At 43.6% G+C, this 23741-nt stretch carries 17 protein-coding genes and 1 pseudogene; 16 read left to right on the top strand and 2 right to left on the bottom strand.

Annotated elements, in window-relative coordinates:
* The first annotated feature begins 101 nt into the window (after positions 1 to 101).
* Complete coding sequence (locus tag D7D25_RS16785; protein WP_122970078.1) at positions 102 to 2372, top strand: phosphodiester glycosidase family protein; 2271 nt, start codon at positions 102 to 104, stop codon at positions 2370 to 2372.
* Positions 2373 to 2723: 351 nt separating this feature from the next.
* On the opposite strand, the pseudogene D7D25_RS16780 reads toward D7D25_RS16785, so the two are convergent.
* Positions 2724 to 2851: pseudogene (locus D7D25_RS16780) on the bottom strand (IS4 family transposase); the annotation flags it as partial.
* A gap of 232 nt (positions 2852 to 3083) precedes the next feature.
* Between D7D25_RS16780 and D7D25_RS16775 the strand changes: the two are divergent.
* From D7D25_RS16775 to D7D25_RS16710, 13 genes are all read left to right on the top strand, one after another.
* Complete coding sequence (locus tag D7D25_RS16775) at positions 3084 to 3620, top strand: RNA polymerase sigma-70 factor (protein WP_122970077.1); 537 nt, start codon at positions 3084 to 3086, stop codon at positions 3618 to 3620.
* A 138-nt stretch (positions 3621 to 3758) separates the two neighbouring features.
* On the top strand, positions 3759 to 4739 hold the full coding sequence (locus D7D25_RS16770; RefSeq protein WP_122970076.1) for a FecR family protein: 981 nt from the start codon (positions 3759 to 3761) through the stop codon (positions 4737 to 4739).
* A 179-nt stretch (positions 4740 to 4918) separates the two neighbouring features.
* Entirely contained in the window at positions 4919 to 8335 is a 3417-nt protein-coding gene (locus D7D25_RS16765; RefSeq protein WP_255417363.1) for a TonB-dependent receptor, read from the top strand.
* Positions 8336 to 8347: 12 nt separating this feature from the next.
* The gene (locus D7D25_RS16760; protein WP_122970075.1) at positions 8348 to 10153 is read left to right on the top strand and encodes a RagB/SusD family nutrient uptake outer membrane protein; all 1806 of its coding nucleotides are present in this window, start codon (positions 8348 to 8350) and stop codon (positions 10151 to 10153) included.
* Between the two features lie 148 nt (positions 10154 to 10301).
* Complete coding sequence (locus D7D25_RS16755; protein ID WP_122970085.1) at positions 10302 to 11252, top strand: metallophosphoesterase; 951 nt, start codon at positions 10302 to 10304, stop codon at positions 11250 to 11252.
* Positions 11253 to 11509: 257 nt separating this feature from the next.
* Positions 11510 to 11716 carry a hypothetical protein gene (locus D7D25_RS18095; protein WP_158602660.1) on the top strand — a complete coding sequence of 69 codons (207 nt, stop codon included), beginning with the start codon at positions 11510 to 11512 and terminating at the stop codon, positions 11714 to 11716.
* A 223-nt stretch (positions 11717 to 11939) separates the two neighbouring features.
* Complete coding sequence (locus D7D25_RS16745) at positions 11940 to 12488, top strand: RNA polymerase sigma-70 factor (protein ID WP_158602659.1); 549 nt, start codon at positions 11940 to 11942, stop codon at positions 12486 to 12488.
* A 78-nt stretch (positions 12489 to 12566) separates the two neighbouring features.
* On the top strand, positions 12567 to 13541 hold the full coding sequence (locus D7D25_RS16740) for a FecR family protein (RefSeq protein WP_158602658.1): 975 nt from the start codon (positions 12567 to 12569) through the stop codon (positions 13539 to 13541).
* Between the two features lie 180 nt (positions 13542 to 13721).
* Positions 13722 to 17108, top strand: a complete 3387-nt coding sequence (locus D7D25_RS16735) for a SusC/RagA family TonB-linked outer membrane protein (RefSeq protein ID WP_122970072.1) — start codon at positions 13722 to 13724, stop codon at positions 17106 to 17108.
* A 16-nt stretch (positions 17109 to 17124) separates the two neighbouring features.
* On the top strand, positions 17125 to 18492 hold the full coding sequence (locus tag D7D25_RS16730; RefSeq protein ID WP_255417362.1) for an IPT/TIG domain-containing protein: 1368 nt from the start codon (positions 17125 to 17127) through the stop codon (positions 18490 to 18492).
* Positions 18493 to 18513: 21 nt separating this feature from the next.
* Entirely contained in the window at positions 18514 to 20523 is a 2010-nt protein-coding gene (locus D7D25_RS16725) for a RagB/SusD family nutrient uptake outer membrane protein (RefSeq protein WP_122970070.1), read from the top strand.
* Between the two features lie 57 nt (positions 20524 to 20580).
* Complete coding sequence (locus D7D25_RS16720) at positions 20581 to 21423, top strand: BT_3987 domain-containing protein (protein WP_158602657.1); 843 nt, start codon at positions 20581 to 20583, stop codon at positions 21421 to 21423.
* Between the two features lie 228 nt (positions 21424 to 21651).
* A complete protein-coding gene (locus tag D7D25_RS16710) occupies positions 21652 to 22575 on the top strand; it encodes an alkaline phosphatase (RefSeq protein ID WP_122970067.1) in 924 nt (307 codons plus the stop codon).
* A 69-nt stretch (positions 22576 to 22644) separates the two neighbouring features.
* Here D7D25_RS16710 and D7D25_RS18615 read toward each other — a convergent pair whose 3' ends face one another.
* On the bottom strand, positions 22645 to 22932 hold the full coding sequence (locus D7D25_RS18615) for an ABC transporter permease (protein WP_255417364.1): 288 nt from the start codon (positions 22930 to 22932) through the stop codon (positions 22645 to 22647).
* Positions 22933 to 23261: 329 nt separating this feature from the next.
* Here D7D25_RS18615 and D7D25_RS16700 point away from each other — a divergent pair, with 329 nt between their 5' ends.
* Positions 23262 to 23462 (top strand): hypothetical protein, encoded by a 201-nt coding sequence (locus tag D7D25_RS16700; RefSeq protein WP_122970066.1) that lies wholly within the window; start codon positions 23262 to 23264, stop codon positions 23460 to 23462.
* A partial coding sequence (locus D7D25_RS16695; RefSeq protein WP_148038969.1) for a glycosyltransferase family 2 protein occupies positions 23459 to 23741 on the top strand: 283 nt, incomplete at its 3' end. The genes D7D25_RS16700 and D7D25_RS16695, both read left to right, overlap by 4 nt.

The raw sequence follows: 23741 nt of genomic DNA, 5'->3' as shown, positions 1-23741 counted from the left end.
GGGAGAGATCGAGGGGAACTGACAGCATTTTTCCATATGGAATAAAACCCGCACGAACAGACTTCTGAGGGAAATATCTTACCCACTAAAACAATCTAATTATGTGTTTTAAAACATTCACGCCGTTTTTTATTTCGATTCTGGCCATAATAATCACAAGTTGCAAAGATGACTCCGGAAATGCCATTGCATTAACGGATATAAATGTCACGCCCGACAAGCTGAGCTTAGTTGTGGGCGAGGCCCGGCAAATCCAAGCCCAACCGGTTCCTGAAAAAGCCAATCCAGACGAAATGCCTTTCAAATGGGAGTCTCGGAACAGCCAGGTAGCCTCCGTCTCATCCTCGGGCATGGTAAAAGCCTTATCCTCGGGGGAAACAGACATCATTGTCAGTGCCAGGATAAATAAGAGTATCCATAAGATTATTCCCGTTACGGTAAACACCATCCATGTGCCGCTCACCAACATTTCCGTCTCCCCCGAATCTGTCACCATCGAGGTGGACGAAACGCGACAAATCACCGCCACACCTGAACCGAAAAACGCCACAGGAACCCTCTTCGTATGGAATTCCGAAAACGAAGAGATTGCGACGGTCAATTCATACGGAATCGTAAAAGGGATATCAAAAGGATCCACTTTCGTTACCGTAAAATCGGGCGATATTGAAAAAAAGATTCCTGTTTCGGTAAGCCAAACCCTCAAAATTAAAATAGGAAATCATACATATAGTGCCGACACATTAAACTACGAAATAATATCAGAAGGCATCCAATGGTTGAAATTTTCACTACCCGAATTCACCAACGGCTTTGGCACCTTGGGGAAAGGACTTGTGGTGAACACCCTCGAAGTGGACCTATCCTATCCCGGAAACGGTATCGAAGTAACTCCCGCCTCGCAAGCCACCTGGGGTAACATAGAAAGACCAACGGCCATGTACAAGCGCTTACACGATAAGTATTCGGCATCGGGAAAACATCCGGTTGCCGTTATCAATGCCGATTTCTTTCTTCTATCAAACAGTAACAACACGGGATACGCTTATATCAACAATCGTCCTCTGGGCGCGGAGATTTACAACGGCATGGTCGTCCAGACTCCCTTTTCCTGGAATAACGGAATCATCATTCGCGACAACGGGCTGCCCGAAATCAGCCCAAATGTGAATTTTTCGGGAACGGTCTCTTCGGGAAATAAGAGTTTCCCTCTAACCGAAGTGAACGGATATGCCGGCGCGGGAGAATTGGTGTTGTTCAATAATCTGGCCAACTCCTACCCTACCGATTCGGCATTTGCCTGGTCGCCTTACACCAGCACCATGGTGTCATTATCTCATCCCAAAGGAGGCTGGCGTGTAAATGACCTGATGGAATTTACCGTGACAGGAATAGATTATGATGTTGAGACAACGATTCCCGCGGAGAGTCCTTACAAAGGAAAAGATTTTAACGGGCAGGGCGCTATACTCGTGGGCAATTCTTTCGGCAATGGGACCCAGCTCCTAAAGTTGGCCAACACTCCTTATCCGGCCAACGACATGACCGTAGAAGACAAACAATCCTATTGGGAACTCAAAACTACCGATGGAGACCCGAACTCCTATACCACACCGTTGACATCGAGCGTGGGCAGTAGCATAAAAGCCGAATTTTCATTTGAATACCAAAGCGCGAGTGATATTGCCAATATGCAGATTTTCTACGGCACACCATCTGCCGCCGCCGGAGTATCTACAGGTGAGAATTTACACCTGACGCGGACTGGGATCGATCCCGTCGATGAAAATAAATGGAAATCTTTCACGCATGACCTGCAATCCGCCATATCGAATCACCGTTGGGGAAAGACAGGACATACCCTTCGACTGGATATAGGTAACAAGAGCGGGCATCATGTACTTATCCGAAATATGAAAATCTCGGCTTCCTTTCCCGAGAACGACTCGAAAATCTTTCTCAATCAACTCAATATAGGCGACGAGATCCGCGTTGTGATGAACATTCAGCTCAACGGACAACCAATAGAGGACAAGCATCCGAACATCGTAGGCTATCAAGAGGTGATCCTCCAAAACGGAAATCCGTCCAACACATGGAATGAAGCTCATCCCCGCACGGCCATCGGCTATTCTAAAGATAGAAAAAAAATCTATCTGATCGTGGTGGACGGACGACAAAACAACTATTCCGTCGGTGCCACAACAGGACAAGTCGCCGAAATATTGAAAGCACTGGGGGCATATACCGGTGTCAACCTCGACGGCGGCGGTTCATCCTGCATGGTGGTCAACGGTGAAGTGAAAAACAAACCCTCGGACGGATCGGAACGAGCTGTCGCCAACGGGATTATGGTTACCGTAAAAAATTAAAGAACTTATGTGCCCGCCACCCACACGCGATGGCCAACAAATGACTAAATTGCTGTATGAAACGATTTCTTTTTCTTCCACTTTTGCTTTGGGTAATATTTCACCACCAGGTGTTTCCCCAATATTTCCCCATTGATACCTGCAAACTGAATGCTGGGAGATTATATTAAAAATCTTATAAACAACAATGAATGAGAAATTCTCGCACAGGGACGGTATATGATCGATTATATCACGCCGCAATGGAGCGGCTCCCTGTACGGGGAGACTCTGCTATGTGATGAAATGCCTCAACATTCCATGGACAACAATTCGCAGCAAGCGATGCTGGAAACCTTTTATGACGAGGTATTAAGCCCCAAACCGTTCTTTGTCATTTTGAAATTTAGTTGTGTCAAAGAGTTCTCGAAGATGCGTATTATCGGTCAACGAGATGCTTAGTATTTGAGAACCTCGTATCTGCTTCTCGCGAGTTGCCTGCCGCTGTCATGATGACCCAAGTCCCGCAAATCATAATCACCTTTCAATCAATATATCTAACACAAACAGTTGTGAAAGGCGCGGCGAATAAGAAGGGGATTTCATTATTTTTTGTCAGGACAGTTAACACCCGACTTAAGTCACAGGTGTTCCAATGATAAATCTGGTTTATTGAAGATATCCTACTGTAATAGATAAATCTAATTTATCTTTGCCTTGGTGGATATAAAAATGAGAAAAGACATACAACATTTCGAGTCATTATTCCGAAGGCTTCAACCAGGCCTTTTTGCATATTGTTGCAAGTACGTGGAAGATGAAGAGTTGGCAAGGGATATCGTGCAGGAATGCCTGGTTCAACTTTGGGAAAACTATGAAACTATCAACGGCTCCTATGAGAAGTATATGATCGTAGCTGTTAAAAACCGCTGTATCTCTCATTTCCGCACCTTGAGATTACAGTCGAAATTTGCCGAATCTGTCCGGTTAAAGATTAAAGAATTTGAATTCCACCCTGACACACCTGATCCTTTAACGGATATTTACATGAAAGAAGTCAGCGTACTACTTCAGGAATACATTGAAAAACTGCCGGCTAAATGCCGGAAAATATTTATTATGAGCCGGCAGGAAGGGCTAAAAAACCAAGAAATTGCGGACCGGTTAGGAATCAGTGTGCGAACAGTAGAAGCCCAAATTTACCATGCACTCAAAGTGATAAGAATCGGCTTAAAAGACTATCTTCCCTTCTTTTGCTTTTTTATTTAAAATGCGGCACTTCCCCTGCCCATATTAGCCTTCCCTTCCCTCCATCATTAAAAAGTTTTATCATTTCATTTCATTTTTACCAATTTTCTCTAAGTAGTGCCGTCATTTTATGCGTCATAATATAAAGCATTGCATACAATGGGAAAAATTGACAATATTATCCTCCGCTATCTCCACAAAACTTCATCCCCTGAAGAACAGGAACTTCTGTTAAAATGGCTGGAGGAAAGTGAAGTGAACCGGCAATATTTTAGATCGTTGAAAGATGCCCATGACCTGGGAAAGGCAGGCATCAGTCTTCGCAACAGCAGGGTCGATCAACAATGGAAAAATTTTGAAAAACAGATTATAAACAAAAACAATAAAACAGGTATATCGCGGTATTTCACTCCTTTTTTGCGGTATGCGGCTGTGTTTACCTTAGGGTTTATTTGCTTTCAGGCTATCTTTTATCTTACCAGACAGGATGAAAATAATATTTTTAATCCCACAATTATAGAGACGGGAATTGGCGAACGAACCAAAATAAGTCTACCCGATGGATCGAAAATATGGATCAACACATGTAGTTCAATAGCTTATGATAAGAATTATGGCAACATTGACAGGCAAGTCCATTTAAAAGGAGAAGGTTATTTTGAAGTGCGTACAGATACTCTCAAACCTTTTTTAGTCCATGCGGATAAGTTCACCTACAGAGTCATCGGCACATCATTCAATGTATATTCTTTCGATGATGACGACGAAACAAGTATCGCTCTACTTGAAGGAGGAGTTACTATTGAGCATGAAAACCTTTCCGAGCAATTATTACCGGGGCAGGTATTCATCTTTAACAAGGAATCCGGGAAACACACTCGCACTAAAGTGGATGTAAACAGGCTGTCATCATGGCGTGAAGGAGAACTGGTATTTGATAATATAACCTTTGAAGAACTGGCCAAACGGTTAGAAAGGAATTTTAATATTCAGTTTGTCTTTGAAAACGATAATGTGCGCGAGCATTCTTTTGGAGGATCTTTTCGCAATTACGAATCGGTGGAAACAATTATGAAAGTAATCAGTACAAGTACGCCGGTGAAATATGAGATAAAGGGGAATATCGTATATGTGAAATAGCGGGAGATTACTAAAATTCGACTATGAGAATCTAATATGCTACAAATTAAAAAACAGGGAGGGACGGCCTATGAAACATAAAGAATAACCAAAAGAGCCGGGAAGAGGTGGCACTCTCCCCGGTTTGCCATCAAACAACAAACAGATTCATTGTTCAATATAATCAGCAATACAAAGATATGAAAAAAAACAATTTAGCCAAGAAGATATACCTTCTGGTACCTAAACGATTATGGTTACAAATGAGAATTACAGCTCTTCTTTTAATCATTACGGCCTTCTGTCTCCAGGCAAATAATTCTTATTCACAAAATGTGAAAGTAAGCCTCAATATACAGAATGCGACAATCACGGACATTTTTCGTGAAATAGAAAATCAGACCGATTACCGTTTCTTTTATAACAAAACCGTGCTCGACACTGAAAAACGGGTGAGCGTAGATACCTACCAGAAAGCAGTCAGCGCTATCCTCGACCAATTGTTAGCTGGTGAAAATGTATGCTATACGATGGTGAACAATTACATCGTTCTCACTCCCAAAGAAGGTGGGAAGACAAATTCTTCAGCAGTGGCTCAAAATAATCGCAAAACGATAACAGGAAGAGTGACCGATGAACACGGGGAGCCGATTATCGGGGCAAATGTCATAGAGAAAGGAACCATCAACGGTACGGTGACCGACATCGACGGGAATTACACCCTTTCTGTACCCTCTGGGGCAACCATCATCTTTTCGTATATAGGATATAACAGCCTGGAAATCGCATGGGACGGTCAGCCCTCATTGAATGTGGTATTGAAAGAGGATCAGAAAATGCTGGATGAAGTGGTTGTTGTGGGCTATGGCGTTCAGAAAAGATTAAACGTAGCCGGATCCGTATCATCCATAAGAGCCGATGAATTGGTGAAATCGCCTGTGGCATCTGTTTCTAATGCCCTTGCAGGTAAATTACCCGGATTGATAACCTTGCAATCGAGCGGATTGCCAGGTTCTGACCAAGCCACATTGAAAATACGTGGTTTCGACAGCCCGTTGGTACTTGTTGATGGCGCTGAAGGTGATTTTAATGCCCTTGATGCCAATGAGATAGAATCCATTTCAATCCTAAAAGACGCCTCTGCCGCAATCTACGGCGCACGTGCCGGTAACGGCGTCATCCTGATAACCACTAAACGTGGAATTGACGGTAAGCCCAAGCTCACCTTGAATACTTCCCTCACCTGGCAAGGCATAACCAGGATGCCCAAATTGGCCTCTTCCGGCCAACTGGCGGAAATGAGGAGGGAAGGACATATCCAAGGGGGGCAGCCGGAAGAAACCGCGCCTTACACACTCGAAGAGATACAAAAATTCTATGATGGTGGCGACCCCCAGTACCCCAATACTGATTGGTATAACTTATTAATAAGGCCCTGGTCTCCCCAGCAACAGCATAATTTATCGATAAGAGGAGGAAGTGACAAAATCAAATATTATGGATTTATCGGTTACATGCAGCAAAGCACTTTCTTTAAAAGAAGCGGCGGAGGGTATAACCGGTTCAACATACGGGGAAATATTGATGCGAAAATAACCAATAGTCTGACCGCGAAGATGGACCTTTCGACCATCATCAGCAGCAGGGAATACACTACACGGAATTTAGATGCAAATATCTGGGGTGATTTCTGGGGGACTTCACCAATGTATCCCGACAGGTTCCCCGACCCGACGAAAATCCCTTACGCAGAAGGAGGCGGTACCGGCGGCGCGCACATAACAACTGACAGGAACCTCTCCGGATACAGTGACCGAAGAAGCCAGGACATCCGGTTTGTGGGCGAGCTTCATTATGATTTCAGGAATATCAAGGGATTGCAGGCTAAAACCCTGGTCGACTACAAACAAAGCTACGCCAAGAATAAGAATTTTTCAAAGCCTGTGCCATTCTACCAATATGACTATGCGGCAGACGTGTATACTTATGCCGGGGCGTTCGGAACCACTGCTAACCTGGAGTATGCTTTGCCAAGTAACCGTCAGATCCTCTATCAAACCTCATTATCCTATCAAAATACATTCAAAGCAGTACACGAACTGAATGTTTTGGCGCTGTTTGAAGCGATCGATTATTATTCCGATGAAGTAATGGCCGCGCGGTCCAATTTCATTACGCCCGCCATCGATGAGATGTTGGCTGGCAGTACCGAAGGAATGACCAACAGGGCCTCAACGACCGAAATGGGACGCATGAGTTGGGTGGGACGCCTTAATTACACCTATAACAACCGTTATATCTTAGATGCGACTTTCCGCGCGGATGCATCCGCCAAGTTCCCGCCGAAATCAAGATGGGGTTTCTTCCCCAGCGCTTCGCTGGCATGGAGGATTGATCAGGAAGACTTTATGCAATCGTTCGAAAACCTCGATGCATTAAAACTAAGGTTGAGTTACGGTGCTTCGGGTAACGACGATGTGAGCAACTTTGCCTATATCACTGGTTATGACATTACAGGTTCAAACACCGGAGGATCATATATTTTTGGGGGGAAACGTTATTCCGGAATCGTTTCAAAAGGATTGCCCAACCCCAATCTTACCTGGGAAAAACTGAAAATTTATAACGTGGGTAGCGATTTCTCATGGTGGAACGGGAAATTTTACGGTTCTCTGGACGTGTTTTACAGAAAAAGAACGGGTATCCCGGCCGACAGGTTGATCACTTTGCCCTCTTCTTTCGGGGCACAACTCCCCAAGGAGAACCTGAACAGCACAAATACCCGAGGTTTTGAATTGATGCTGGCAACCTCGGGAAGGAAGGCTGATTTCTCATGGGATTTGAGCACAAATATCTCTTGGGCACGATCAAAATGGGATTATTATGAAGAACCTGATTATGAAGATCCCGACCAACGGAGAATCAACCGCAACTCGGGGCAATGGACAGACAGGATATTTGGATACCTCACCGATGGCTTGTTCACCAGCCAGGAAGAAATTGACAACCTTGGCTATGACCAGGATCAGCGGGGGAATATAACGCTACGCCCCGGCGATGTGAAGTACTTGGATGTAAACAAAGACGGAACTATCGACTGGAAAGACCAGGTGGTAATCGGTAACGGATCCCTCTCCACCGAAGCCGGGAAAAGCAGCGTCCCTACATGGATGGTCGGTATCAACCCCTCTTTCAGGTATAAGGATTTTGATTTCGACATTTTGTTCCAGGGTGCCTTGGGTTTTGACGTAATCGCAGCTTTGGACAGCCGTACCTATGAATATTATAAAAACAGGTGGACGGAAGCAAACAACAACCGCAATGCATTGGTTCCCCGATTAGGGGGCGCGGCATCAAACGGGTGGACATCCGACTACAGATTGGTTTCCGGGAATTACCTTCGCCTGAAATCATTGAATATTGGGTACACTTTAAAAAACAATATCCTGCTATCAGCGGACGTGGAGAGTTTGAGAATTTATTTTTCAGGCGTCAACCTGTTCACCTGGAGTTACCTCAATAAATACGGCCTGGACCCGGAAGTGCCATCCGGACGCGGGGGAAGCTATTATCCGCAACAACGTAATTTGTCTTTGGGTTTAGTATTAACTTTCTAAATAAGCATAGTTATGAATTTTAAAAAACATCATATATCCGGTTTTACAATTGCCTTTTTCTTGATAGGCCTGGTTTCATGCGACGTGCTCGATAAACAACCATTGGACGTGATTCCCGAGACCATTGTCTGGGACGACGAAAGCCTGATAGATTCTTACCTCACAGGCGCATATATAAATACAACGGTATTAACGAACGAAGCCGACGATGTGGCTAATTCGAGTAAGCCGTTTTTCTCTATATTCTACGTGAACAACGTAAGCGATGAGTCGAAATCCACTTCAAACTTTTCGGGAAATAACTACCAGTACAAAATTAACGGTTTGAAAATTGCCGGCGGCGTTCTGGAATATTGGGAGAGGCCTTATCAGGTTATCCGCTCGCTTAACGAAATGATAGAAAGGTTACCCACTTCTGCCGTAAGCGAATCATTCAAAGAGCAAAAAATGGCTGAAGCCCGTTTCCTGCGCGCCTTCAATTATTTCTACATGGTAAAAAGATATGGCGGTTTGCCGCTGATTACCAAGGTACAGCAGAAAACCGATCCGGAGGAAGAACTGTTTCCACCGAGGAATACGGAAAAACAGGTGTATGATTTTATCATCTCAGAGTCCAAAGCCGTTAGTGAAATACTACCTGAAACAGTCACTGACGCGGATTGGGGAAGACCCACAAAGTATGCTGCTCTGGCTTTATTATCAAGGGCCGCCCTTTATGCCGGGAGCATCGCCCAATACGGGACAGTACAACTGAACGGCATCGTGGGGATTGAAAACAATCTGGCTGAACACTATTACACTGAATCCTTCAACGCTTCGGATGCCATTATAAAAAGTAATTTGTATAGCCTGTACCAAGCCAATGCCGATAAAGCGGAGAACTTCAGGGAATTGTTCCTCACAAAAAGGAATCCGGAAGTGATTTTCGCCAAACAACACGACGGGAGTGATAAGAATGTGGGGGGAGCAGGTTGGGCATACGATTACTTCCAGTGTCCTTTCCCAAATGGCTGGGCCAACGGGATTCACGACGCTCCCTATTTGGAGTTAGTGGAGGCATTCGAGTATATTGACGGGAGGCCGGGTAAGATTGACTTTGACGAATTAAATGGCAAACTGCTGACCACTGAAGAATTGTGGGCAGGCAAGGATCCCCGTTTCTTTGCAACTATTTATACCCAGGGCACGAATTGGCAGGGACGCAGTCTCAATTTTTACAATGGATTAAGAACAGAAGACGGGACAATATTGACAACAGGTTCCTATAAAGGCATATTGGCCAATGGCGACCAGAAAGTGACACAGACCGGATTCGGAGTACTCAAATACCTGGATGAAGAAAAAGACAATGGAAACAGCTCTTCATCGGGTATTTTTGGCTCCACGCAGGATTTTATCGTATTCAGGTACGCCGAGATCCTGTTGAACCACGCCGAGGCAGCTTTCGCGTTAGGTAAAACCGATGTCGCCTTACAAACCGTTAACGAAGTGCGCGGCCGTGCCGGAATTAAACTCCTGGAAAACATCACTCTGGAAAACATCCGGAATGAGAGAAGGGTTGAACTGGCATTTGAAGGACACCGCTATTGGGACCTGAGGCGCTGGAGGATTGCCGAGGATTATCTCTCGAGGGATATGGCCGGACTTCGCTATATCCTGGATTTCGCGACAGGAAAATTCCTGGTAGAAAAAAGGGAAAAGATAGATGGCGCAGTCAATACTCCCATATTCAAACCGGAAAATTACTATCTTCCCATTACCTTAAAAAGAACCGGCAGTAATCCCAATTTGGTGGAAAATCCGGGGTATGGCAGTTAGTTGATTTTTAGATTGACAGACTCTTACCGGCAAAAATGCCCGTCTGATCATCAATCCATTGTATGAGAATCAACTGAGACAACATGAAGATTATTTGTACAAGGAAACACAGAAATTAGCTTTCAATTCACTTAAAAAAATAAAAACAATGAAAACAAACTTAAATTGGAATATTGCATTCCTGGGCGCATTATTGATTCTTGCCGGCAATACGGCTTCGGCCCAAAAATTTACGATTCCCGTCCTTCCCGATACCCAGGAATCATTAACGCGGCAAAGAGGTGTATTCTTTTCCCAGATAGAATGGATCACAGCCAAGGCCGATTCGTTGAAAACTCCCATGGTACTTCATGTCGGCGACTTGGTCAACTTTGATAATTTCGACCACTGGGAGCTGGGGTCTGTGGGAATGCGCGTCCTGGACAGGGCGAATATCCCCTATGCCATCTCTTTGGGAAATCACGATACCGGCGCTGTAGGGATGCACAGCGGCAGTGCCGCCCCGGGAAATGTAAATGTCAATCTAAGGAATACACAAAAATTCAATTATTTCTTTCCTGTGACCAGGTTCCCCCTGCAAAGAGGAAGGTTTGAAAAAGACAAAAGCGACAACTCTTACTACACTTTCGAGACCGGAAATGTGAAATGGATGGTGGTGACACTTGAATTCTGCGCCAGGGAAGAAGCCGCGCAATGGATGGACAAAGTACTGAAAGAACATCCGGACCGTAACGCTATCATTCTGACCCACTACCATCTTACCTCAAAGGGAGAAATTTGCGATAATAATGCCGGTTACGGCGATATGAAAGTCATTGACATCTTTGAGAGATACATCAAGCCGAACAAGAACGTGTTGATGGTATTGAGCGGACACGTTTGCGGTAGTGCATGGAGGGTCGACCGGGGAACCAAAGGAAATGACATCTACCAGATACTCCAAAATTTTCAATGTAAAGAAGAAGGTTATCTCAGGTTACTGGATATCGATACCGAAAAAGGAACCATCTCGGCAAAACTTTACAGCCCTTATCTGAACAAAATCCGTGATGATGAAAAGTCAGCTTTTTCGTTTTCAGACGTGAAATTTATCCGTTAAAAATAAACGAGTATTATGTTTGAAACTGGCAGAGTTGGGACCTACTGAAAGAAACGATTGTCAATCAAACCGGGAGATGCTCTCTCTTTTCCGCAAGAATAAATATTATCAACAACTATATTTAACTAAAAGAAGAAAGGAAATATCGTTTTTTATTGTATTTTTAGCTGTTTTTATAATGAATACGAGTTAAAGGGTGATAATTTACTCTAACCGTGGGAAATGATTGTCGGCATTATCATAACGAAATTGGGTGTTTGGCAAAAGTTATTTATGGCGAACCGGCATCATCCGTTTTATGTCCGATAAGGGCATCAAGTATTATTCTCCATCTGAAGAGTTTGCAACCACTTGCCATTTCAACGGCAATGTGCGTCATCAGTAACGAGAAAAGATACGTAGTGCTCTTTCGTTTTTGGATGCGGAAGGAAGTGGTAGCAGCGTTCGTCTATCTTACATATTAAAGACCTATGTCGGTATGGCACAGAAAGAATCGCCGGAACTCATTTCCCGAAAACATAAGTTGTCACAGTATACGTCACAGCAAAGCCATGCATCTTTTACAGGCAGGTCTCGGGCATGTTTCAATACAGATGACATCTATGCAAGAGCGGACTCGAAAGGCGGATGACCTGTAGCGTTACAGTGAATCAATCAGGTAAACCCTTTTACAAATTAACAGAATACGTGCATCGAAATATTGAAATAAAAAAACTCTTTTCCGGAAATGATCCGGAGTTTGCTTTCAGACTGATCGTGGCAGCATACCGCGACAAGATTGCGCGGTTTATTTCCCTTTTCGTGCACAACGAACAGGAATGCGAGGAGCTATCTTCCGACGTGTTTATCACCCTTTGGAAAAACAGGGAGACATGGGATCAAATTGAGAATCCCGACAGTTATCTCTTTATCATCGCCAAGAATAGGGCTTTGAACCATTTACGAAAAGAGAAGGCTATAAAATCAGTCGATTGTAACACCCTGGAAATAGATTCGTTTTATCATACGAAAACCTCCCCCGAATCCATCTTTATCACCAACGAAATGGCAGAAATACTCGATGCCGCCATCGAAACGCTTCCGGCCAAAACCAAATTGGCCTTCCACCTGGTACGTGAAAACAGGATGAAGTACAAGGAAGCAGCGGAAGTACTGGGCGTATCCGTCAAAACCATTGAAAAGCAAATAGCCTTTGCCGTTTCCAAATTGAAAGAACATATAGAAAAATTCCGCTAAATTTTAAAAAAAGGTTCATTCCGGATGGGGGACTTTTTCATGGAACGTGTCTTTATAGTCAGAAAGAGTTTTCAGACAATGGACGCCCCCTTTTCCACCTTGGCATCCAAAATCCTTGCCGGAGAGGCGAGTGACGAAGAGAAACGCGCTTTAAAGCAGTTGCTGCTTGAAAGTGACGAGTACTCTTTGATGTACAGTAGAATCAAGGAATATTGGGATGCCGAGGTTAACACTTCCCTGATAAGCGACAGGGAGGTATTTGAAACGGAACTTTTCCGGCAACTCAACTTGGTGAAAAAATCGGAAAAACAGTCCGGTATGCGAAAATTGTATCGTAAAATCGCCGGTGTTGCCGCTATTTTGCTTTGTATGGTTGCCGTATCTTTTTTTTATCTTCATCAAATAAATTCCGGTCACACCTACACGTTTGCCGCACAAAATGAACCGGCAGAATATTTGTTGCCTGACGGAAGTGCCGTTACGCTCAATAAAAACAGCACATTGACGTATCAATCGAATTTCGGCAAAAGACGGCGCGATGTCCGCCTGTCGGGGGAAGGCTTTTTTGACGTAACCAAAGACGCTACCCGTCCTTTTTCGGTTGAGATTGCGGGGACAAAGACCGAAGTGTTGGGCACCCGTTTCAATGTGAAAGAGCAAAACAACCGTATCATCACCAGTTTAGTCGAAGGCTCGGTACGTTTTTATTCCCAAAACTGCAACACGCTGCTTTCTCCCGGGGAAGAAGTAATATATCACACCCGGTCGAAAAGCTACAAAATATCGCGAATTGATCCGCAATTGAGAACCGCATGGATCTTGGGACGACTGAACTACGACAATATTACTTTTGAAGAGCTGGCCGAAAAGTTAGAACAGATTTATCGTGTCAAAATAGAAATAAACGCTAAAAAGATAGCCGGACACACCCTGTCTGTCTCTTTCCTGACGGAAGAAACGGCAGGAGATATTCTTGACGCATTGAAAGACGAACTCGGGTTTTCTCTCTCTTTCAACGCCGATTCCACCCGAATAACAATCGATAACCAATAACAGAAAGCCTATGCCATAAAACAGGACCGGAATACACAGAAAAAAAGGACTCGTCTATGGGGATAAACAATGAGTCCTTTCTATTCAATCTAATAAAAATCAGTTTGTCGGATCCATTATATAAAATGGAAACTGCCCTCATTTTATCAAGAATACACAAAGATAACACAATTCATTTATATGCAAAAAAAATATCAGGAAAAGCTGCTCCGTCTAACCGTGATACTGCTCCTTTTTTCGCGATGTTTCATTGCCGCGGAGGCTCAAACCGTTTCGGCACCGGTGAAAAAAACGGTAAAACTGACGGATGTAACGATTAGGGAGTTGGTCGATAAATTATCCGTCGATTTTAAGTATTCATTCTTCATAATTGATGAAAACGTCGGAAAAATCAGGGTTTCGGTAAACAAACGAAACGCTACCGTCACGGAAATCTTAGACGAAGCTTTTAAGGGGAAGGAAATTACCTATACCGTTAAAAATAGGAATATTACCATCCGTAATGGAAATGCGACACAGTATCCGGAGAATAGCAATAACAATCGTGACGGTAAAGTCAAAACCATTACCGGAACCGTCACCGATGCCAATACGGGAGAATCCATCATCGGCGCCAATATCGTGGAAAAAGGGCTCCGTTCCAACGGTACCGTGACCGACACGGACGGGAAGTACGTTTTAAAAGTTGCCCAGGATGCCATCATCGAGGTGTCTTTCATAGGATATACAACACAAGAAATCAACACGAAAGGGAAGACAATATTGAACATTACACTGTTTGAAGACACGAAGACTTTGGAAGAAGTAACCGTAGTCGGTTATGGCACACAGCGGAAAGTAAGCGTCATCGGTTCCATCTCAAACGTCAGTACCAGGGAGTTGAATGTGGGAGGCGTTACATCCGTATCCAACGCGCTTGCCGGGCGCATTGCCGGGCTGGTCGGCATACAACGGAGCGGGGAACCGGGGCAGGACGTATCGGAATTCTGGATCAGGGGCATCAGCACTTTCGGCGCCAACAGCGGCGCCTTGATCTTGATCGATGGAATGGACCGCGGTTCGAGCAGTTTGAACGAACTGGCACCGGAAGATATAGAGAGCTTCTCCATCCTGAAAGATGCCACGGCCACGGCGGTATACGGTGCAAGGGGAGCCAATGGTGTGGTATTGATTAATACGAAGCGAGGGACAGAAGGAAAAATTTCCATTAACGCCAATGTAAAAACAACATTGGAAACATTACCCCGATTACCCCAATATCTGGGAGCCTACGATTATGCAAAATTGGCCAATGAGGCACAAATTGTCCGAGGAGGACAATTTATTTATTCCCCGGAAATCTATGATATCATAAAATACAATATGGATCCGGACTTATATCCGGATGTAAACTGGCAGAAAGAAATTCTGAAAAAAAACACTTGGGGTACGCAGGCCAATATCAATATCTCGGGAGGAGGGAAATCGGCACGCTATTATATGAGCGGCTTTTACCGTACCAATGAGGGTATTTACAAACAGACGGGACTGGAAAAATACAATACCAATGTACGCCGCAACCAGTACTCTTTTCGCAGCAATATCGATGTCAATGCTACGCCGACCACCCGAGTGAGTTTATTGCTCTCGGCAAAACTGATTGATATGAATCGCCCCGGTATCGGAACGACCGGAGCCATATGGAGCGCACAGGCAAACCTGACCCCCCTGACCGTGCCGTTACGATACTCCAACGGGCAATTGCCCGCATACGGAAACAACCATTCTCTCGTTTCTCCTTCGGTATTGTTAAACCATACCGGTTTTGTGACCGAGCGGGAAAATTCCATCGAATCCCTACTGGTTATCAACCAAAACCTGGATTTTCTTGTCAAGGGGTTGAACGCTACCGGTTCAGTCTCGTTCGACAATTTCAACAACCATTATACCAGCCGGACAAAAATGCCCGATTTGTATTATGCAACTGATCGGAACTGGAATACAGGAGAATTGATGACAATCAAAACCGTTGTGGCCACCCCTATGACCTTTGGTAGTTCGTCTTATGGAATACGAACAATTTATATCGAATCAAAACTTGATTATAATCAGGTTATTGCTGAAAGACATCGAGTCGGCACTATGTTCTTATACAATCAAAAAGACTATACAAGAACCGATGTATCCGGGGAGATCGCATCTATTCCCTATAGAAATCAGGGTATTGCCGGACGTTTAACCTACTCCTATAACGACATTTATTTCATTGAAGGGAACTTTGGCTATAATGGATCCGAAAATTTTCCCAAAGGACAACGGTTTGGTTTTTTTCCATCCATCGCATTGGGCTATGTTGTTTCGAACTATTCCTTCATTAAGGAAAAAGCCGCATTCATCAATACACTAAAATTTCGTTATTCTCACGGGTTGGTTGGAAATGATAAAATCAGCAATGATGTCCGATTTCCCTATCTGACCTATATTGATATGAATGCTTCGGGCTACGCCTTTGGAGATATTCCTTCCGGTGTTGGAGGAGTAACGGAATCCCAGTTGGGATCGACCGGATTGGTCTGGGAGAAAGCGATCAAACAAAACTTGGGGATTGACCTGCAGCTATGGGATGCTTTCAACTTGACCGTGGACGGATTCATGGATTACCGCAACAATATTTTTATGCAACGCGTAACCCTGCCCGGAACAATTGGCGTTAGTGTTAAACCATGGGGCAATGTGGGAAAGATGAAGAGTTGGGGGGCAGACGGAACCGCGTCATATACCAAACGTTGGGGAGACCTGTATATGGAAATAAGAGGGAATTTCACCTTGACGCGCGACAAGATCATCGATTACGATGAAGTGGATGTCCGGTATCCCTACCTGGCGAAAAAAGGAAGCAGCAATAATATCACCCGGGGACTGATTGCTTTGGGGTTGTTTAAAGACGAAGAAGATGTGAAAAACAGTCCGAAACAGTTCGGTAAGGTTTTACCGGGTGATATAAAGTACAAGGATATCAATGGTGATGGAATTATCAACAGTGATGATTATGTTCCCATTGGTAATTCCAATATTCCAAAGATACAATATGGATTTGCAACCAGTTGCAACTGGAAGAACCTCGACTTCAATATTTTTTTCAGGGGTTCTTCCCAGGTGGACTATTTTATGGGAGGAGCAGGATATTATCCTTTTTCGGGAGGAATAACGGGCAACGTCCTCTCCATTGTAAATGAGCAAAAAAACAGGTGGACACCCGCCTCTTATTCTGGCGACCCCACCACCGAGAATCCCAATGCCCGGTTCCCCCGTCTGACATACGGACACAATGAAAACAACAACCGCAACTCCACCTTTTGGCTCTCCGATGCCAGTTTTTTACGGTTAAAAACGCTGGAGATCGGCTATACGTTGCCTAAAAAAATCATTGAACGGCTGTCCATGAAAAACTGCCGCGTCTCTTTTATTGGCGATAATCTCCATGTATGGGACAAAGTGAAACTGTGGGATCCGGAGCAGGCCAGCTCCAATGGAGCGGTCTATCCCCTTCCCCGCACCTTCTCTATGGTATTGCAAATCTCTTTTTAAAAAAATGAAAAATAAAATGAAAAGATACGTACAATTTTTTAGTGCCCTGTTGTTTATCGTTTTCTTTCTGGCTTGCAATGAAAGGAATAACGACGAAAAGAACCCTTATGATATTCCCCATACCATCGGGAAACCGATGGTTGTGCAAGATATTTCACCCAAAGAAGGGGGACTTGGCACCCGGGTGGTGGTATCCGGATCGAACTTCGGGAACAATAAGGAAAAAGTAAAACTCTTCTTCAATAAAAAGGAGGCATTTATCCTTAAAATCCAGGACAATGCCATTTATGCCATGGTGCCCAAACAACCCGGAGAACTATCCACCATCAAAGTTGTCATCTCCGAAAAGAAAGAACCTGAAAATCCCTTTCAGGGAATTGAAGCCGTATTGGAAAACATACAATTTAAATACCATCTCAAAGCAAGTGTAACAACCGTTGCTGGTATTGCAGGAGTGAATACATCGCAAGACGGCACAGCATTGGAGGGGACCTTTACCAGGCCGGCAAAGGTAGCGGTAGATAACATCGGAAATACAATAATGGTATCGGATGATTTTGGTAAAAAAATCCGATTTATCTCTATAAAGGACAATAAAGTAACCTCCTTATTGAGTGGCTTAAACCAGCCCTGGAGTTGTATCTTCAATCATGATTATTCATCCTTTTTTGTGTTGGAAAGGAATACATCCATACGCCCCCTTCTGTTCTATGGTTTTTACAAAACAACCAATTGGCTGGATCCCAAAATATTCTACGATCAAAAAGATGAACTAAACAATTTTCTTGTGGGTAATAAAACCTGTTCAGGACTTACTTCAGGGAATAATTATGTCTATTTATTAACACAAGATGGTGCGCGTCTGTTCCGAATCGAACAATCGTCCGGAATGATAGAACTGATCGGTGAAAACATGAATTTGGGAAATTGGGCGCATATCACCTACAATAAGAAAAACGGATACATTTATGCTTGCACTGAGGGCGGCGGACAAGTTTTTCGTTTTAATCCCAATCATATTCCTGCGGGTAAAAGCAAGCCGCATATCACCTTTCGGGATACCGAACATATTGCCGGTTCGGGAAAAGGATCTGCGATAGAGGGAAATGGGATCTATGCCCGCTTTGGAGGGTTGGAAGATATTACTTCCGATCACGAAGGCAATATTTACTTAGCCGATTATACGAATAGTATCATCTGGAAGATTGATGAAGATTACAATTGTACCGTTTTAGCCGGTGTTCCGGGAAGCAAGGGATATAAAGACGGAAAGCCGAAAGAGGCTCTTTTCAATTCTCCCTATGGTTTGGCTTCCACGCCGGACGGCATTATCTATGTAGCCGACACCTTCAACTACGTAATAAGATGTATATCAATACAGTAGATTTATTTAAACACTCCAAATATGAAAAAGTTTTTACGCAAAGAATACATTCCTTTCATTATAGGTCTATCTTTCTGTTTTCAGTCGTGTAATTTCTTGGATATTGATCCCTACATCACCGATCTGTTTACAATTGATACGCTTTTCATCAAGAAAGAATATACTCAAAAATATCTTAATAATGTGTATAGTTATCTAATAGATAATGGCATTAATGTTGCATGGAGTAATGATGCCATGCCCTATTCTTTGATTTCGGATGAGGGTGTTGCCGGGTACGATCAATCAAAGTCCAACCATAACTACAATGCTTTCTGCAACAATTTGATGACCCCCGAGAAACTATATTCCATTGATAAATGGGATCGGTTCTATGAAGGAATTCGAAAAGCCAATACATTTATCATGCGGGTAAATGATTGTGAGGAAGCGGGAGAGTTGAAACGCTCCGAATGGATCGGGGAGGCTACCTTTATCAAAGCCTGTCTTTATTTTGAGTTAATGCTGGCATGGGGACCGGTTCCCATCATGCCTGACAAGCCTGTTGATTTTGATACGCCCATCGATCAGATGTTTGTGGAACGAAACACGTGGGATGAATGTAGCGATTATGTCGCTTCTCTTTTAGAAACAGCCATCAAGTTACTCCCGAGCGAAATTCTTGACAATTCTGAAGTAGGTAAACCGACGAAATATTCGGCCATGGCCGTTTTGTCCAGATTATCCCTCTATACGGCAAGCCCCTTGTTTAACGGAGAAAATAAAGAGTTTGAAAATAGTTTCAAGAACAATGCCGGGGTTCCCTACCTCAATCCGGTTCAAAACAACGAAAAATGGGCTATCGCCGCTGCCAATGCCAAACGGTTGGTTAACCTGAAACCCAACGATTTATATACGGTTCCTAAAATGGATAATACCCCATATCTCCCTGTTCCGGAAGAAGAACAGGCCGATTTCCCCAAGGGTGTGGGAGGAATCGATCCCTACCATTCATACGCTGATATGTTCAATGGGGAATGCGTATTGGCTTCCTCAAATTGCGAAATACTTTTTAGCCGCCAAAATTCCTCGGTTAACACCAATGCTCAATATACCGCTCCATGGGTCATCGGAGGCTGGGGCGTTTATTTTATTCCTCAAAATCTTGTTGACGCCTATTACATGATCGACGGAAGGACCATTGATAATGCCAGTGAAACCTATCCGTACGAATCAGGGCTTACGGACACCGAAGTCGTTTTCTCCGGGAACAAAACCGATAAAGGCTTTACCATATTGAGCGGAACATGTAAATGGTACGTAAACCGCGAAATGAGATTTTATGCAACCGTTGCTTATAACAACTCCTATTATCCCTCCATCTCAACACCTCCTGACAAAATAGATCAGCGGGATGGGAAAGTTGCCAAATTCTTCTTCGATTCCAAAAGCGGTAAAAGTTTTGCTACTTGGAAAGTTAATAAAGAAGAGTACCCCATGTCCGGATACTTATGTAAAAAATATATTCATTATGAAGATTCCTGGTTGCCGGATGGCAGGGTCAAGAAAAAATACAACCTCGTATATCGGATGGCAGAAGTCTATCTGAATTATGTGGAAGCCATGAATGAACTGGACAAGAGCTATACCATAAACGATATAACGGTATCGAGAGATGTAAAGGAAATGAAACGCTGTTTTAATTTGATTCGTTACAGGGCCGGATTGCCGGGAATTACCGATGCCGATGTGGCGGATGTTGCCCGGATGAGAAAATTAATATTACGCGAGCGTCAAATTGAGATGGCATGGGAAAATCGTCGCTATTTTGATCTCAGACGTACAAAGCAGGCTGTTTATTACGAAAATGAAACGGTAAAAGGATGCGATGTAAGTGCCAAAGAATCGGAACCCGATAAGTTTTACACCGTTGTAAAAGTCCGGGAAAAAGATTGGATCTATAAGATTTTTACCGACAGACAAACATTCTTTCCCATTCCCAAACATGAAATAGACAAAAATCCAAACTTAGATCAGTTCCCAGGTTACTAATCACCCATAAAGATTTTCAAAATGAAAGGAAAAAAATATTTGAAATTATGCTGTTCAATGATGGCATTTTACATGATTTCCTGCAATGGTTCATATACCGACTTCGGGGAACAGTATAAAAAAATCCTATATATTGTAAATAGTGACGATTTGTTATATGAAAACGAACATTTCTATCATAACGAAAAGGATTCCATAACCGTATCGGTATATTGCTCGGGAAGTGAATCGATCGGCAGAGACGTTTCCGTTACGTTGGAATTGACAACCCAAGCCCTTGATTCCTTTAATGAAATAAGGAAAATAGTCAATCCTGATTTCACGAAAAAAGTATTGCTGCCCGAATCACATTACCAGTTTCCAAAGAAAAAAGCGGTAATCCGGAAAGGAGAACAATACGGAACACTCAAAATCCCTTTCTCGATGAATGGACTGGAAGTTGACAGCAATTATGTCCTTCCATTAAAACTCATTTCAAACGATCAGGGATACGAAATAAATCCCAAACTCAATACGATTATTTATGAAATTAAAATGATGAACGGTTTTTCGGGAGAATATTCCGGCAGTTCTACGGTATTACCCGGTACGGTACGCTCGGTACAGCCTGTCTTAAAGGCAATTTCATCCAACTCCGTAAGAATGCCCATTCATGACCTAGTCGATGAAAAGGAATTCCTTGACACCCATTACATGGTACTCACCATCGCCGACGATAGTACGCAAGTGAGTATTTCGGCATGGAGAAATGCACAAATCAGGGATTTTGGGGAAAGTTCCTATGACAAAACAAATAAATCTTTTGAATTAAACTATGCATATACCGATCAAAACGGCAATGAGCTTGTCATAAAAGAAAAAATAAGGGATCTATCAGTCACGGATGAAGAGGAATATTGATGTGACGTCAACCGTACTTGTTTTCCTCAAGCCTACAACAGAGAACAACAAAAAAATGTTCCGCAGAAATTTCACAAAAAATGGGGGTTTAGGGGCTCACATGCGGATTAACCGGAATAATTCCGTGTGCCCGACTCCCTTTTTTGGTGCCGTTCTGGACACCTTTTCTTTTGGAAATGGGATTAAACAATTCTTTTTTATAACTTTAAGAAATAAAATATTAAACGTATGAAACGACAATCACTGATTTTTATCACGGCATTTTTCGCCTTGTTTTCTTTTTCGGCAAATGCTTTTTCCAAAAACAGGAATCTCCCGAAGCATGTGATCCTGATTGGTTATGACGGCCTGAGTTCCGATTGTATCCGAGAAGGTGCGGATATGCCTTCTCTGCAAAAAATGATGCGTGAAGGTTCTTATACCCTCGAACGCCGCAGCGTATTGCCTTCTGTAAGTGCCTGCAACTGGGCCTCCATGTTCATGGGAGCCTCTCCGGAACTACACGGATATACCGAATGGGGTTCCCGCGTTCCGGAATTACCTTCACGGGTGGTCAACGACGACAACCGTTTTCCCAACATCTTCGGATTGTACCGGGAAGCAGATCCCAAGTCGGAAATCGGCTATATTTTCGACTGGGAGGGAATGAATTTTTTAGTAGATACGTTGGCGATTGATTTTCGTTATTGCGTACCCGACCATAAAACACATTCCAAAGAATCTATGCGCACGGTTTTGAAATATTTAGAAGAAAAAAGGCCCAACTTATGCATGATTTATTTTGGAGAAACCGATCGCGCAGGGCACAATCACGGATGGGGTTCTCCCGAATACCTGCAGGCGGCACAGGGGATTGATGCCTGTGTGGGAGCGATCATCGAGACCATAGAGAAAGCAGGCATGATGGATGAAACCGTCGTTATTGTCACTTCCGACCATGGAGGGTTGAAGAAAGGACATGGAGGAAAAACCATGCATGAGATGGAAAGTCCCTTGGTCTTTTACGGAAAGAACATCAAAAAGGGGTTTGTCATTCCCGAGAGTGTTATGGTTTACGATACGGCCGGAACCATTGCCTACCTGCTCGATTTCCCGCAACCGCAGGTATGGATCGCCAGGCCTATCCTTTCTATTTTTGAGAAAAGAAAATAGGATTCGGTAAACGCTACTTATACCGCACCCACTTTATCATCTCTTTTACCGACGGTTTCTTGCCGTACATCAGGATCCCACCCGGTAGATCTTGGCGGCAAAGAGGGAGATAAGGATAAATGTCCCGTAAAGCAACACCAGCGAAAGCAGTTTCTCCCACGGTGGGATTCCGAACGGCAGCCGCACCATCATCAGAATGGGCGACGTGAACGGAATAAGCCACTCCCAGAATGCCAGCGGTCCGTCGGTATTGCTCACGCTGTAAAATCCCGCGAAAAAGGCAAACATGATAAGCAAGGATACAGGCATCATAAATTGCGATGTATCTTCTTCGCTATCTACTGCCGACGCAAACATGGGAAAAATGGAGGCGTAAAGATATAGCCGCCGATAAAAAACAACATGAAATAAAACAAAATCTCCAACCAATTGACGCTCATTACAGAACTCATAATGGCTTCGGCATTAAACCCAGATTCCGCGATAGAAAAAATCTTATCTTTACATTTTACAATTTCTAACCCGTAGCGATAGAGAAAAAACAGGTATGAAGTCTTGCTAAATTCATGCTCCGTAAATTCTTCCGGATTGTATAACGGTAAAGCAGGAATAGCGCTTATATTATTCGACGTTTCCAGATATTATTATAAGAAATAAGGCTTTCAAAACACAGAAAGGGCTATCAGTTGCGTTTCTGGCAGTTCTACTGGTCCTCTTTGGAAGCAACACACGAGTATGAGCAGGAACATGCCAAGTTGAGGAAAATACTGATTGAGATCAGCCCCGCCGCCACCAAAATTATGGATGTCGGCTTTGAGTATACATGGAAAGAGATGGAATTTCCCGATTTTGATTTTGTCCATCTCAAATCTTATAAACAAGAATGAATGAAGTAAAGGTTTCCATTTTAGTTCCTGTCTATAATGTGGCGGCGTTTATCCGGAAAACCATCGACAGTGTGTTGGCCCAAACTTTCAGCGATTTCGAGCTGTTGCTGATGGACGACGGTTCCAGTGATGACACAGCCGATATTGTAAGGACATACAAATATCCGCGTATCCGGTATGAACGTTGTCCCCACGATTTTTCCGGGACATTCAACCGGGGAGTGGACATAGCCCGGGGCAAATATGTCGCACTGCTCGACCATGACGACATGATGGTTC

The organism is Proteiniphilum sp. X52 (genome assembly GCF_003712195.1).
In the GTDB taxonomy this organism is placed as follows: Bacteria; Bacteroidota; Bacteroidia; order Bacteroidales; family Dysgonomonadaceae; genus Proteiniphilum.
This window is presented reverse-complemented; position numbering and strand designations above follow the sequence as displayed.